The 15,091-nt window shown below is 34.5% G+C and carries 11 protein-coding genes and 1 pseudogene; 1 reads left to right on the top strand and 11 read right to left on the bottom strand.

Features of this window, described 5'->3' with window-relative positions:
* Positions 1-10: 10 nt before the first annotated feature.
* The 7 genes and pseudogenes from KI338_RS08465 to KI338_RS08430 all read right to left on the bottom strand — a co-directional run bounded on the left by KI338_RS08465 (position 11) and on the right by KI338_RS08430 (position 8,340).
* Positions 11-934, bottom strand: a complete 924-nt coding sequence (locus tag KI338_RS08465; RefSeq protein ID WP_212920560.1) for an ABC transporter permease — start codon at positions 932-934, stop codon at positions 11-13.
* A gap of 218 nt (positions 935-1,152) precedes the next feature.
* On the bottom strand, positions 1,153-2,766 hold the full coding sequence (locus KI338_RS08460) for an extracellular solute-binding protein (RefSeq protein WP_244853481.1): 1,614 nt from the start codon (positions 2,764-2,766) through the stop codon (positions 1,153-1,155).
* A 313-nt stretch (positions 2,767-3,079) separates the two neighbouring features.
* Positions 3,080-4,113, bottom strand: a pseudogene (locus KI338_RS08455) (lactonase family protein).
* 19 nt (positions 4,114-4,132) lie between these two features.
* Positions 4,133-6,049, bottom strand: a complete 1,917-nt coding sequence (locus tag KI338_RS08445) for a beta-N-acetylhexosaminidase (protein WP_212920557.1) — start codon at positions 6,047-6,049, stop codon at positions 4,133-4,135.
* A gap of 203 nt (positions 6,050-6,252) precedes the next feature.
* Complete coding sequence (locus tag KI338_RS08440; RefSeq protein ID WP_212920556.1) at positions 6,253-7,197, bottom strand: dipeptidase; 945 nt, start codon at positions 7,195-7,197, stop codon at positions 6,253-6,255.
* Between the two features lie 17 nt (positions 7,198-7,214).
* Positions 7,215-7,925 (bottom strand): gamma-glutamyl-gamma-aminobutyrate hydrolase family protein, encoded by a 711-nt coding sequence (locus tag KI338_RS08435; RefSeq protein WP_212920555.1) that lies wholly within the window; start codon positions 7,923-7,925, stop codon positions 7,215-7,217.
* Positions 7,926-8,145: 220 nt separating this feature from the next.
* The gene (locus tag KI338_RS08430; RefSeq protein ID WP_212920554.1) at positions 8,146-8,340 is read right to left on the bottom strand and encodes an alpha/beta-type small acid-soluble spore protein; all 195 of its coding nucleotides are present in this window, start codon (positions 8,338-8,340) and stop codon (positions 8,146-8,148) included.
* A gap of 175 nt (positions 8,341-8,515) precedes the next feature.
* On the opposite strand from KI338_RS08430, the gene KI338_RS08425 reads away from it, so the two are divergent.
* Entirely contained in the window at positions 8,516-10,549 is a 2,034-nt protein-coding gene (locus KI338_RS08425) for a LuxR family transcriptional regulator (protein ID WP_212920553.1), read from the top strand.
* A 54-nt stretch (positions 10,550-10,603) separates the two neighbouring features.
* Here the strand turns inward: KI338_RS08425 and KI338_RS08420 are convergent, their stop codons facing one another.
* The 4 genes from KI338_RS08420 to KI338_RS08405 all read right to left on the bottom strand — a co-directional run bounded on the left by KI338_RS08420 (position 10,604) and on the right by KI338_RS08405 (position 14,998).
* Entirely contained in the window at positions 10,604-11,947 is a 1,344-nt protein-coding gene (locus tag KI338_RS08420) for an FAD-binding oxidoreductase (RefSeq protein WP_212920552.1), read from the bottom strand.
* 381 nt (positions 11,948-12,328) lie between these two features.
* On the bottom strand, positions 12,329-13,204 hold the full coding sequence (locus tag KI338_RS08415) for a chemotaxis protein (protein WP_212920551.1): 876 nt from the start codon (positions 13,202-13,204) through the stop codon (positions 12,329-12,331).
* An 87-nt stretch (positions 13,205-13,291) separates the two neighbouring features.
* Positions 13,292-13,792 carry a hypothetical protein gene (locus tag KI338_RS08410; protein ID WP_212920550.1) on the bottom strand — a complete coding sequence of 167 codons (501 nt, stop codon included), beginning with the start codon at positions 13,790-13,792 and terminating at the stop codon, positions 13,292-13,294.
* Between the two features lie 939 nt (positions 13,793-14,731).
* Complete coding sequence (locus tag KI338_RS08405) at positions 14,732-14,998, bottom strand: DUF4190 domain-containing protein (RefSeq protein ID WP_212920549.1); 267 nt, start codon at positions 14,996-14,998, stop codon at positions 14,732-14,734.
* Positions 14,999-15,091: the final 93 nt, after the last annotated feature.

Raw genomic sequence — 15,091 nt, 5'->3', positions numbered from 1 at the left:
TGATTCCCCCTCACCATAAGCTATTTTCGCTAACCTTCCTCGCGATTTGATTAACTGTAATTAAAAGAACAATATTAATCATCGACTCAAATAATCCAATTGCCGCTGCAAAACTATATTGCCCTTCTAAAAGACCAGTTTCATAAACAAATGTTTGGATGATATCGGATGTTTCAGCGTTCAAATTGTTTTGCATTAATAGAACCTTTTCAAAACCAATTTGCATAAAGTTACCTATGTTTAAAATGAATAGTATGATTATTGTAGGCATTATTGTGGGTATGTTGATATGTAAAATACGTTGAAATCTTGTTGCACCATCCACTTTAGCTGCTTCATGAAGTTCTGGATTAACACCAGCTAGTGCAGCTAAATAGATTATAGTTCCCCAGCCTAATGACTGCCATTGCCCTGACCATACATAGATATGTCGAAACCATTCGGGACTAGTTAAAAAGGAAACCGGCTCCATTCCCAGTGCCCGAAGTGCATGATTGACTATCCCAGTATTCGGATCTAAAAATGCAACAAGCATCCCAACCACTACGACAACTGATATAAAATGTGGTGCATAAGTGAGTGTCTGCGACCATTTTTTAAAAGATCCATTTCTTAGCTCGTTTAAAGCAAGCGCAAAAATGATGGGAAGTGGGAACAACAGCAGGCCATATGCATTCAATATGATTGTATTCTTCAATAATCTCCAAAAATAATACGAATTAAAAAATCTCTCAAAATGCTCAAATCCTACCCACGGGCTACCCATAATCCCTAAATTATAAAAGAAATCCTTAAATGCAATCTGCACACCATACATAGGGATGTAATGAAAAATAATAAAATAGGTTACTACAGGTAAAAGGAATAGGTATAATTGCCAATTTCTTATGAAACTCTTTTTAATCTTATAACCATTATTTACTCTTTGTTCCATCCTACCATCTCTACCTTCTTTTTTTAAAAAACTTGGTATTCACATTCCATATGGTGAATGGCTTAATTTCACCTTATACCAATGGAGTATTTTTGTTTACCTGCTAGAATAGAATAGGCTGGATTAGTAGAAATCCATTTTTTCACAATAATTTCAGCCAATCCAGCCATATGAATGGGTGGTAAGTTATTTACAACCCTTTTTGCAACCTAATAAACTTATTGATTATCCTTATATCGATCATACGCATCCTGGTATACTTTAACTACATCTTCTAAACCATTTTTCTTAACCGTCTCAACGTAATTGTCCCACTCTGAGAAATCTGCGTCACCAGTTATAAATTTGTCACGCATTTCTTCAACATATTTCGTTACATCTTGACCAACAGACTGTAAAACCTTATTTTCCTCTTCCGTGAAAGTAAATCTTGGCCAAATTTCTTCTGGTACAAAAGGCTCTATTTTCTCAGCTGCTGCCATAGATTGTGGTGCAGATTCTCCACCTTGGAAGAAGTCAGCTTTGATAATCCCATTAATTGAACCAAGCCATGTTAATTGTTTGGCGATAGCTTGTTCAAATGTCATATCTCCTTCTGGATTTAAAATATGATCCATATAAACAGCTTTTCCATCCTTTACTTCAAAAGTTTCATTCTCTACACCCATGTAGTATAACTGTGCACCTTCATCACTATAGAAATAATCCATCCATCTTACCGTTGCAGCTGGATTTGGATTTTTATTTGTTAGGACTAAGTTCGCAGGATCCCAAACAGATGACGAAAGCTTATTATAGCTTTTATGTCCTTCTGGTCCTTCTAAAGCAGCTAAACTATTATATTGTGATCCTATTTCCTCACCAAACAATTCAATAGGGTCATAGAAAATCATACTACCATATAGATTCTCAGATGCATTGGCAAGGAACTGTCCCCATTCAATTGTAAATATACTTTGATCAATTAACCCTTCTTTATATAATTGGTGAATATATTCCAATAACTGCTTATACTCATCCGTAGTCGCATAATATCTTATTGAGCTATTATCACTAGGGTCTAAATCGATATTCGCATTTGATGGTCCATGATTCATCACACCAAAGGATCCTGCTAGCCATTGAATTAATTCTACAATTGTTGTTCCTCCATAAGGGATTGTCTTTCCACCGCCAGCTGGGTCCAATTCCTTCACTGCTTTTAAGTATTCATAGAAATCCCCGGTAGTTTCGGGTATATCCATATTTAATTCTTTTAACCAATCTTCATTAATCCAAGGTCTTGCACTTAATCGTAAGGACAAGAAATCCTCCTCAATTAGGGATGGCATAGAGTAAATATTTCCATCCGGAAAAGTGATTGCACTTCGTATACTTGGGTCATTTCCCATTAGCTTTGTTAGATTTGGTGCATACTTGTCAATCAAATCATTTAATGGAAGAAGTGTCCCCTGGGCGCCATATCGTAATAAATCAGTATTTGGAATTTGCGCAAGGAAAAATGCATCAGGTAAATCACCACCACCAAGAGCTAAATTACGTTTTTCTTGGAGTGCATCAGGATTTATTAGATTCCATTTAACGTTAATATTAGTTTGATCACGATAATGATTCCAAATTAGAATATCATTCCAATCATTATCTTCATTTTGTGCTGGCTTATTAGCAAAAATTTTCAATTCTAAATCTTCATCTACAATTGGCATTCCAGTCTCATTTACTTTACTAGAACCGTTATCTGTATTGTTTGCTGCTTCATCACTCTTACAAGCAACTAGTACAATTCCAACTATGAAAATCATCATGAACAATAATAACTTTTTAAACTTCACACTATACCTCCTCGTAATCTACTAATTATCAAGTATTCGTTTTCCCCCAAAAGCACTCAAAAATGTAATTCTAATTGAAATATTGTCTATCATCACCTCTTTAATGATATGTACTAACTTTTAACATCCTGTAGTAAGCGCTTTCTCGTTATTCAAAATAATAACACTATTATAACATTAGGTCAATATAACATTATAATGTTTATGGAAAAATTTTAAAATGGAACCTCTAAAGTCCCACTTTTATGCTGACAGATTGCTTTTCTAAGCTCTCCCTAATCTTCTAACTGACTCAATACGTTATCCTAATTTCCTATGCAAAGCATACACAAACTGGCCTATTAATTGATAACACTCCTTCATTAATTGATTGTAGTTTTCCGCTAGATTGTATGTTCATGACATGAAGACTATTGGAATGTTCATTTGCTAGTATGAGAAATTTACCTTGTGGAGAAATGGTAAAATGCCTTGGCCATTCCCCTATGGTTTGCGTACATGATAAAAACTGTAAACACCCATCTTGGTTTACATGAAAGATAGCAATCGAATGGTGTCCTCTATTAGATGCATATAAATAGTGCCCCGATTGTGCCAGTTGTATTTCAGCTCCATAGCTCTTACCATGATAATCCTTTGGCAGCATACTTATTTCCTGTTCAATTCGTATAGTTGATAACGGATGATTATAAGAAATAGCTAAAATGGTTGATTGCAATTCTGTGACAACATAGATTTTTTTTAGGTATGGGTGAAAAGCAAGATGGCGTGGCCCGGTTCCCTTGGGAAGAATCAGCTCTTGGATTTGTCTCAAAGCACCACTTTCTTTTACAAACTGATAGAAATATAGTTTATCAAGCCCTAGATCTGTTGCAACAAAATAATTCGTTCCAGGAATATTACGAATCGTATGCAGGTGAGATAACCTTTGCTGATTCGGTTCTTGATAAGAGATAATATCCATTTCCTCAACAATCATTCCACTTTGATTTAATTTATGAACAATAACACTCCCACCACCATAATTAGCAGTGAAAAGAAAATCATTTGCTTTGCCAAGCTCTACATAGCATGGAGATCCTTTCGTTGGAAGTCTGCTTATCTCCTGTAATTCTTTATCAGCAAAATCTATCTTAAAGCTAATTACTTGGCCATGTTCCACTTCACTATGCCATATAAGAATCCGTTGTTTCTATCTATCGTTAAAAAAGATGGATTCTCTATCCCTGAAAATGTTGCAACCTCATAAAGCCTACCATCTGTTTTATCGAATTCTAGCCAATGAATGGTTGAGTCTTGAGGACTTCCATAGCAACCAACAAAAAGGTCATGTCGTAACTTTTTCATTCCTTGACCACCTCTTCACTCAATAGATTGGTAGAACATGGAAAAACACGTTTGGTGAAGCTATTCTATAATAATAACTGCACCATCCTAAGCTAGTAGAGTTTTGGACATCTGGCGAAAAAAATAACCGCTCCTGCTCTAATTCCTCAATCGAATCAATCGAATGATTTAAATAGTCATTTAACCTCTTAATAGCAGTATCAATTCGGTTTATTAGCCCACCATAACGAATATCAATTACTTCCCAGCCAAACGGTTTATTCAGTTTAAGCCATTGTTCGCGATGTGCAACGCGTAGAGCCTTGACTCTTACAATCAATTCTGGAAGAAGGACATTAGCAAGGTTTGTTAGTATATCCATATTCTTAGTATCGTAGGCTTGTTTTAATTGGACACCAATTGTTGCTTTGAGTGCTAACACCCTACTTAGCTTCTCTGGTACAGAAAAAATATAGTCCAAATTTCCATGATGGTTTATTCTATAGTTATTTATTCTCTTCTCGATTTTTTCGTAATGTGGTTGCATTTCTAATCCTTCTACATGCTTGTCAAATAGTCCAAGTAGAACATCCTGCCAGAGTAGAAACTTCGACGGATTTGTTTGCTGTAGATTCCCTTCACTCACTCCAGGAGGAGTATCTAATTCATTTAGGACAAAAAACATCTCTGGATCAATCCCTGTGCAGAATTTCACCCTGTCCTTTAGTTTCTCTTCATCAATTTCCTTTGCAAATGCATGCTCTGCATAATATTGTAGACCAAATAACGCTGTGTAAACATTATTCTCAAATCCATCATCACCCCATAAGGTAACAAAGACATCCTTCACACCGTGCTTTTTACAAGCGGTAAGTGCCGCCTTACTTGCTGGTAGTGATAGATTGTAATTAGGTGCAAAAGTATTCCAAATCCACATCCCTCCGGCAAAGGCAGGTGTTTTACTAAATCGTTTATGTTGCTCGATGATTTGCTCATAATGATTTCCATCAGTTTGATTATATTGCCAGTACATTAATTGAACATTTTTAGGCGTTTTCTCGATAATATACGCTGGCATTTCAGTATTTTTACTGTATTGATCCCCAGTTTTTGATGCAAGCTTTAAAAACATATCACTCCACATCATTGCCTTTAGGCCATATTTTTCAGTTATCGCTAATACCTTTTCTAAATGTTCAACCATTAGTTCGAATCGTGGCTTATAGCCATTCAGATTTAAATACCTTCCTCTTCCTACTTCCTCAGCCTCGTCCATACCAATATGAATTCTCTTACTCCTAAAAGGAGCTGTAACTGATTGAATCATAGTATCAAGTAAGTCATAAGTATCATCACTTTCCAGTAATAAAGCACCTCTTGTATCTTTATAACGATAAGCTGCATTCCATTTTAAAAATTCTTCCAAATGGGCAAGTGTCTGAATACATGGTATTAGTTCTATCCCTAAGTTATGGGCGTAATCATCTAAGGACTTTAATTCCACTTGCGAATATCTCCCACGCATGTATCCAAAATATGGCTCATTCCTTACCTCATATATATCTTCCATATAAAGCATTGCGGAATCAAATCCCATGACGGCTAATTTACGGATTAAGTCCTTAAATGTTTCGGTTTTTAATACTGCATTTCTAGATAAATCGAACATCGGACCAATTGTTTCAAATTGTGGTATCTCCTCAATAAAAAACGCTATTTCCCCTTTTTGCAGGTGTTCAAGGAGCAATCCAAATGCTCTAAAAAAGTGACTAGGCTTTTGATAAGTAATAGTTCCCCTACCATCCTGATACGAAATGTGAAGATTTTTTTCATATCTATTTTCCTTGCAATGTAAAATAATATCAGCATGATTAGAAACAACAAAATCATAATCATTTTGTAGTTCAGTAATACCTGATAACAATTGATTTACATCCCCTGTAAATTGAATCTTCATCCACTACACCTTCCTTATTTTAATTTTTTTAATCATATATTAAGCATCTTCCTCATAGGCATGCCCCCCTTTAAAATTATTGCCTTTCAATCAATTACATCCTAATCTCTATTATCAAAAAAGTCAAAATACTATACCAAAAAATATTTTCACCTATTCAAAACACAGATGGAAGATATTTCTAATTATTCTAATGTTTACCCTTAATTTCTAGGAAGATGATGAATAAAGTTTTGATAAGCAAAACCTTTTACCTCATCTTCCCGATAATACTTCAACAAATAGCTAATCAGGTTTTGATACTTAGAGGCATCTTCTAGATCAGTAACAAATGAAGAAATTCCATCAAAATCAGAGCCGAAGCCGATATTTTTCACACCACCAAGTTCACAAATATACTCAATATGTCTGACCAAATCGTCTAAGGTTGCATGTGCTTTTTCATGATTAATAAACGGTGGCCAAAACACTACATGGATCATAGCATTCCGTTTAATCATGGCTATAATTTGTTCATCATGGAGATTGCGTGGGTGTGGACATAGAGTAAATACATTGGAATGGCTAGCAATTGGGTAATCTGCCAATTCTAAAGTATCCCAAAAGGCCTTTACCGATAAATGTGATACATCTGTAAGTACATGATTCGCATTATTTAATGCAATAACCTCTTTGCCAAATGTCGTGAGTCCTGCACCTCTTATCTCACCAACCCCATCAGCACAGAGATTCGCATTATTCCAGGTCAATCCAAGCAAAAGCACCCCTAGTCGATAAAGCATACGTAGTTTTGCTAAATCATTTCCAAATGCATCGGCACCCTCAAGTGTTAAAACAACGCCAATCTCTCCTTCATTCAATTGGAGGATATCCTGCCATTTTTTAATATGCTTGATCTCAGGATTTAGGAGAATTTCTGTATAAAATAAATCAATTTGCTCAAGTGCACGCTGCCATTTCTCTTCAACAGGAACATTTGGCATGATAAAAATAGCAAAAAACTGTACCTTGACCCTACCTTTCTTTAAATATTGTAGGTTCGTATTCAGTGCGTTAGAATCTCTAAATCTTAAATCTTCCATCAAGGTGTTTCTTCTAGATTCTTGCATCCTAAACAATGCATCACAATGTAAATCAATAATTTTCATGTAAAACTCCTTTCTTTTTACTTTCTACACGACTCGAGAAACGCCTTAAAAATAGCTTTAGATGCTATATCCCCCGATTCAATCATGCTCTCTGGATGCCATTGTAAACCTAGTATAAAGTTGTGCTCTTTGCTTTCTATCGCTTCAATCACACCATCACTCGCTTTACCAGATATTTGTAACGGGTTTACTACATTCCGATTTGCTTGATGATGTCTACTATTAACTCTTAGCTTCGTTTCCCCAGTAATTCGGTACAAAAGAGAGTTTTTGCGTACATCGACATAATGGGACCCATGTTCCTTTGGGGCATTTTGCTGATGCTGCAATAATTCCCCAGCCAATTGCGAGTAAATATCCTGGTACATATCTCCACCAGCAGCAATATTTAGCGTTTGACACCCTCGACACACCCCTAAGATCGGTTTATCCATATCCATCATGATTCGAATAAGCTGAATTTCAAAAGCATCTCTCGCTGGGATAACCGAGCCTAAATTTGGGTGTGGCTCTTCACCAAATAAGGTCGGGTCAATATCATAGCCACCAGTCGCATAAAGCCCATCTAGCAAAGTAGCCATTTGATAAAGATCATCTCGATGTTGATAATACGGCAATAGAACTGGTATTCCTCCCGCATTCGAAATTGCTGAAGTATTATCCTTAGCTGTATAAAAAGTGCGCTCATCAAGCTCTGTTGAGGTAATAATACCGATAATTGGTTTCAATCTTCAAACCTCCTTTACTCTAGCGTATGCTAAAATGTTTTCCTATATTGTACCAATGAAGATATTATATTAGTAGTTTGAATTTTTAGAAATTCAATGGTTTAATTTCTTTTTACCGGGGTTAAACCAGCTACAGAATGTTTCTGTTAGCAGGAATCTATAATGCAGCTCAAAAAAGTAAAAAGGAGCCCATTGGACTCCTTTCTATCCGAGTATGCTACTATCTTCGATTCTGCATACTCTGTTCGGCGATTTGGATCATTCGTTTGACCATTTCGCCCCCCACAGATCCGTTTTCTCGTGCAGTAGTATCCGCTCCTGGCCTCACACCAAGCTCGTTAGCAATTTCTTCTTTCATTTGTTCCATTGCATTTCTTGCACCTGGCACTAACAATTTACTATTGTTTCTTGCCAAAACTGATCACTCCTTGTGGGTATTGAACAGAAGTTTTACCTGTTCCTCTATTAAGGTACGACTAATTATGTAATCTATACTTACTAAGTCATACACTTGTCTTGACACTATCCTACCCCTGTAATACATTTAAATTATCCAACTCTTCAAAATTGCCCTAAGAGGGGGAATATAATTGAACATACATGAAGGTTCTTCAACATCTTTCAAAGGAATAAATGAAATTATTCAGGAAGTAGAAGATGCTTATTTTGTTGGTAGAAATGAGGAGTTGAAGTTCTTTTGTGATTTTTTAACAGCACAAAACCCTAAACAGAGGATCATACATTTTTACGGTAGTGCTGGAATTGGTAAAACTTTTTTGCTTAACAAGTTTGCTCGAATTGCTGAAGCGCAACATATTCCCTTCCTTCATTTAGATGCTCGTGATTTTCCCAATACAGCCGAAGGACTATTTAGCCATTTTCAAGCCTCCCTGACAACATTTATTGCAACACATGAATTGGACTATTCTCCACCAACAGAAGTAGAAAGCAGCTTACAGATTCTCAACCAACTAGGGGAGAAAATTATTATTGTTATTGATTCCTTTGAGCAATTATCTACTTTAGATAGGTGGTATCGCGAGACATTATTACGCTATTTAAGGCCAAACTTTTACATCATCTTAGCGGGTAGAAAACCATTGACTGGCGAATGGGTAGAGTCTCCTGCGTGGCGTAAAATTACAAAGCAAATTCAATTAAATCCATTCACCTATGATGACACACTCCTATTCCTCACGAAAAATGAGATAACTGAAAGTAGTGATATACAAGCAATATGGAAATATACAAGCGGCAATCCATTACTACTTTCTTTAGCAACGATGAGCAATATTTCATCAAAGGTTAGCTTAAAATATGAATCCGATTCCGAGTTATTAGGTGCTTTAACTAAAAGATGGTTAAGTGAAGCAACGAACGAGCGAATAATAAGTTTAATAGAGGTTGCAGCATTATTTCATCAGTTTGATCAACAAGTCATATCTACAATTCTTCAAGAAGAAATCTCTAATAAAAAGTTTAATGAACTTATATCACTTTCCTTTGTGCATAAAGCAAAGAAAGGATGGAGTATTCAAGAGCTAATCCGAGATACCATTCGAATTGAATTAAAACATAAAAATCCAGAGCGTTACGAAACGTTAACTAACAAAATTATTCAATATTATTATCATCGAGTTTTAAATTACCCTACTAAAGAAGATATAGCATCATTTTTTTATCACATTGGTGATGATGTTATCCAATCGGTATTTTTTCAAGATACAGCATTAGATACATCTATGTATTTAGAACCTATAGGTGAATACAACTTTGAAGAAGTGGAGAGTTTTTTTAAGTACATAAAGGAAAACATATCGGAAAGTATAACTAATTATTATAACAGAACTACCAACCTGTCCTTTCAGTTTGATGCATCAATAGAACATAATAAGCAGGAGCTAAAGCTAATAGGACCTGAATATATAAAAAAGATGGGCTACGATGGATCTAATTTATTGAAAAGAATTAATGGAGAGGTTATTGGAATATCCATTGTGGTCCCTATACATAAAGAGACACTACCACTTTTGGAAAATGAACCTGTGTCTAGAGCTTACTTTAAAAGTTTAACAGAAGCGGAAAAAAGTTACTATAATGTGCCAGTAGAAAAACCTGCTGGTTACTTTATTCGTTATCAAAATTATAAGTATCCATCCGATAGTGCTGCTCGTGCTCACTTGTTGTATAGTTTATTTCCTTTAATATTTTCAAAGGGAAGGCTTATTATATCAACACCTTTAAAGCTATTTCAAGATCTTCTATATAAGTTTGGTTTTCAAACCGTTCCAAAAGCAGTACATTATGACTATGGTGAACATAACCCAACACCTACATTTTTATTGGATGTCAGTGGTCCGAGGCTAGCTCCTTATCTCAACCAATTTTTAAAAGAGTACAAACAGAAAAACGAATTAGACGTAATTATTGAGGAATTTTCATTGACAAAAAGAGAACAAGAAATTGTCAAACTACTACTAGAAGAAAAAACAATCCTAGATATTGCTAAAGAATTATATATAGCAGAGATTACTGTCAAAAAAGCATTAAGCCGTATTTATCAAAAAGCAAATGTAAAGAATAGAATTCAACTTACGAAGCGAATCATGCAATTATTAAAATAAAGTATACATTTCAACCATTGAAAAGGTAAGCTACGACCAGCTTACCTTTATTTGTTACTCGATTAATTTATGTTCAGAACAGAATAAATTATATGGATCATACTCTTTTTTCAACCTTACTAAGGTATTATGAATACATTTATAAGAATTTCGATATACTTCCTCATTTTCGTGGGAACTGTTTAAATAAGATGTCTTGTTATAGGAATATGGTAGTAATTTCTCATAAATTTGACGGATCCATTTTGATGTATGTTCTGGGTTTGCTCCAATTTCTGCGTCTACTATTAAGAGATAGCTACCATCCCTGATTGTAAAAGCTGATTCATAAGTTGATATACGATTTATTTGACCATGAAGCTCCAATAAATGTATTGTCACTTGAATGTCTGTTTTATTAAATTCGTCTAAAAGAATATTGATTGCTTCTTGATTTAATTCATCAAAAAATAAAGAAATACCTTCAATCGCAAAGCCTTCCTGAACAAAAGGATCAAATTTCTTTTGCATGTCAGTATAAGTCATTACTTCAGTATTATCTGTAATTGGTTCTGCTAATGTAAGCAGTGGTTGAATAATTTTTTCCTCTACCTCTAGGCTTAACTCACCAATGTACATCCCTATTAAGCGTACGGTAGAAATGCTCCCCTTTCCATTTGGGGCAATATTTGTAATGACCACATTAAATGAAATATCATCTACAGCGAATTTACGATATTCCTCTACTTTCTCCAGAATCTGCTGTACATCCCTATAGTCATACACAACATCAATTCCTAAAATATATTGACCTACAGGGTACAGCTTCAATTCAAATTTCGTTACAACTCCAAAGTTCGCCCCTGCTCCACGAATAGCCCAAAATAAGGAAGGATGTTCAAAGCGATTGACATAAATTAATTCTCCTTTGGCAGTTACCATATGAACTGCAATTACATTATCACTTGTTAGCCCATATTTTGCCCTCAAGTAACCTAATCCTCCACCAAGCGCTAATCCAGATACACCAAGATTGGCACAACTGCCAAGTGGAACAGCAAGGCCATATTCCTGTGTTAGCTCATCAATTTCATAAATCTTTGCACCTGCACCAACTGTCGCAACCTTAGTCACTTCATCTACATGAATATGATTCATTAAGGATAAATCTATTAAAACAGCCTCATCTTTAACAGACTTACCAGCAGGATGAAATCCGCCACCACGGACAGTAATCTTCAGATTCCTCTCTTGTGCATATTTTACTGCTTCGATCACATCCGCTTCATTTTTGCATTCAAAAATAATGGCCGGATGCCTGTCAACATGCACATTCCAAACTTTCCGCTTGAAATGGTACAAAGGATGATTACTCTCAATTTTCTGGCCAGTCTTCTGCATTCTTACATCATGACCCATGAAAATTCCTCCATTACTAACATATTTAATCGGTGGGGACCGTATTAATATCTATGCATAATGAATCTAGTAATCCTCATCAATTTAAGAGAAAGCTTACCACATAACTAGGAGTTTTGTAATGTATACGTTAGTATATTTTTTATAAAAATATAAAAAATAGGATATATTTCCCCTTATTCGATATTCTTAGTGAACTTCAATTCCCTAATTATTTATATAGAGATAAGGACAAATAGATCTAAAGCCCTAATAATGAACGATAGAGTAGCAGATTCAATTATTCTACTACCAAAATAGGATTACATTAATAACCATTTTCGTTATAGGTAAATACATGTTTTAATTAATTCATAGATTTATAAGTTTGTAGTAAGGTATTTAAGAAAATGGAATATTCACTTGTTTATTTACGTGCTTCCATGTCCGTATAAGCCCATCAACAATAGGCTGAATTACTTCCTGATCGGTATCATACTTTAAATGGGACAACGGATTCCAGCTAGTTATTAATCCACCGGCATTAACTGCAACATCCTTTGTAACCGCTTGATTATATGCTTCATTTATTGCTTTTAATGGAAAGGCTAATACATCGTCCTTATCGTAAAAGTTTAGCCATTCTCCTTGTAAATTAGGGTAATAATTTTTTAGTGTAGGGGAAGGTACTACTAACGGGGAGCCAAATTCAATATAACGAAGAGACCATAGAGCCATTGGGCTACCCAATGTATAAAACAAAGTTAATGTTTGACATTGTTCGATTGGTTCGATGCCAATACATTCCTTTGTCTCTTGGCCAATATAACGATTTTTATACTGCAGATCATAAAAATAATTACTAGCAATAACCGTACCTAGACTATGACTAATGACACATAGAGGAGCCTTTTTCCCTGCTCTTTCTCGTAGTTGCTGAATTGATTTTGCTACTAAGGCATGTACTTTATCATAATTTTGTCCACCTTGTTTGGTAGGTTGATATGCTACAGCATCTGCTAAGAACTCAATAACAAACTTCCTAAGCCGAGCAAAATCCAAATCTCGATAGTTTCGGAGAAGTTCCCACAACTTCTCTTGCTCTGGTGCAAAAATTTGGGACCAATAAACAGGTTGAAAAATGAGTTCAGCCTCTGCATTTTGTTTAGGAAGCTTTCTTGCAAATGTTTCCTTAATCCGCTTGACTAACTTATCTGCAAAATTTGTCTCAGGAGTACCAGCACCATGAAGAATCAAGATAGCAATTTTTTGACTCATGAATCCTTCCTCCTATTCGTTTTTAATATAGACAAGTTATTGTTCTATCATATGAGAAAGTCATTAAAAAGTTAAGATGAAAATTACCTAATTTTCATCCATTTTCAAGAAATCTTCTGATTCATTATAATCCCAAAGTACTGTCCACTCTCCATCAAGACTCGTAACATAAACCGATTGAACAATCTCAAAGTTTCCAAAGATGCCCTCAAAAAATTGCCTCACTTCTGTTTTATATACTTCTTCGATTGGCTCACTGTCTTCATCTACCTGCCAATTTTTAATTAATTCTGGATCGTCCACTGTAAATGAAAATGTATGTACACCATTGTCATTAAATAAAGCCTGGACACGATCTTCTATATACTGATTCTTCTCCAGACGTTCCTTCATAAATGGATGGAACATTTTCCATGACTCTGCAAAGTTCCCATCCTGTTCATAAGCGTAGAATTCCTCAACTGCGGCTTTTGCTTTACTGGAGGGAGATTTAACAAAAGTGAAGAACAGAACAACCGCTAACACACCTATAATCATCACAATAAGGAAAAGAATAAGGAATCTCTTTTGATAATTTCTTATCACCATATTGTACCCCCCACTGTTGAGCTACTATATAACTGTCTATTTGAAAATCTATAATATTACTACTATAAAATTGTAAATGTTAGCAGTTGCTAAGTTAGCATACAATAAGAATCGCAAGTGCGCATCACAACTATAGTTCCAAAGTAATATCTATTCTTATAGCTAAAAATGTATATAGATTAAGAAACCATTCTATTTATTAAAAAAGTTATTGATATTTTTTTAAATAAATAGTTTGAGTATATGAGAAAATGAACACAACTTATTATTCAAAAACTATCATTTTAATAATAGTTTTTGCTTCTCAATTGCTATATTTCCCAACAGAAAGTCTTTTTCCACTTATCCGAGAATTAATTAATATGTAACTGGCGGCGCCTTATAATACAATTTCTTTGCAAAAAAGGGAGATATTTACATGAAGAAAAAACTATTCAATATCATAATTATATTATTATCACTAAGTACTACGTTGCCAACTACAGTACTAGCAAAAAATAAAGATAAAGTCACATTTATGAAGTGAATTAATGTCTTTAGCACCAAAAAGTAGCTGATCAAGAAATAATGCTAGTAAAACAAGAAAATAGCTATATAACAGATGATAGTATAGGAAAATACCTTTTAATCGCAGAAGAAATTGATTCTATACTTTATGAAAAAGATATTAAAAGTATTCTTAAGGATTTTGATAATAAAACTATTGGATTTTTCTGAATAATAAATAATGCACCTGTTACTGAAATTCAGGTGGTGGAAGTTGTACCCTTATTGATTCTTTTCATTATCGGATGTGAATAGGTGAATAAACCTAGACCGAAAATAAATATATTATTTTATTAATGGTATGATATGAACTAGGAATTGTAAGTTTGTAACCCATAATTAAAAAAGCTCTTCCCATATTAAAATGGGAAGAACTTTTTTGTTTAAATATTATTAGTATGTAAATATTGAAGCTAATGCAGCCCAGAAAAGAACTTTTAAAATAATAGTAATGATTCCAGTAATTAATCCTGTTATTGCAAACCCCTTTTTCACAGGGTTTTTCATTGCAATTAAACCAAAAATAATAGCTAATATTCCAAGTGGATATGGTAATCCCGGAACAAATACTAAAACAAGACCAACTATACCTAGTACCATAGAAGTAATTCCTAAACCATTAGACTGATTCGAAACAGTTACATTTTGATTAGTCTCCATAATTATCCCCCCCTTCTTTTGAACTAGTCCATAAGAATTATATATGAAATTAATAACTGAGTAAATACCTTTTATTATATTTACCATTAATAA

The organism is Ornithinibacillus bavariensis, assembly GCF_018333235.1.
Lineage (GTDB): Bacteria > Bacillota > Bacilli > Bacillales > Amphibacillaceae > Ornithinibacillus > Ornithinibacillus bavariensis.
The sequence above is the reverse complement of the archived record's forward strand: the minus strand, read 5'-3'. Positions and strand labels throughout refer to the sequence as shown.

Coding starts and splice junctions, on each gene's coding strand:
- KI338_RS08405 (WP_212920549.1), bottom strand. CDS start 14,998: ATGGAGACTAATCAAAATGTAACTGTTTCGAATCAGTCTAATGGTTTA.
- KI338_RS08440 (WP_212920556.1), bottom strand. CDS start 7,197: ATGAAAATTATTGATTTACATTGTGATGCATTGTTTAGGATGCAAGAA.
- KI338_RS08410 (WP_212920550.1), bottom strand. CDS start 13,792: ATGGTGATAAGAAATTATCAAAAGAGATTCCTTATTCTTTTCCTTATT.
- KI338_RS08420 (WP_212920552.1), bottom strand. CDS start 11,947: ATGGGTCATGATGTAAGAATGCAGAAGACTGGCCAGAAAATTGAGAGT.
- KI338_RS08415 (WP_212920551.1), bottom strand. CDS start 13,204: ATGAGTCAAAAAATTGCTATCTTGATTCTTCATGGTGCTGGTACTCCT.
- KI338_RS08445 (WP_212920557.1), bottom strand. CDS start 6,049: ATGAAGATTCAATTTACAGGGGATGTAAATCAATTGTTATCAGGTATT.
- KI338_RS08465 (WP_212920560.1), bottom strand. CDS start 934: ATGGAACAAAGAGTAAATAATGGTTATAAGATTAAAAAGAGTTTCATA.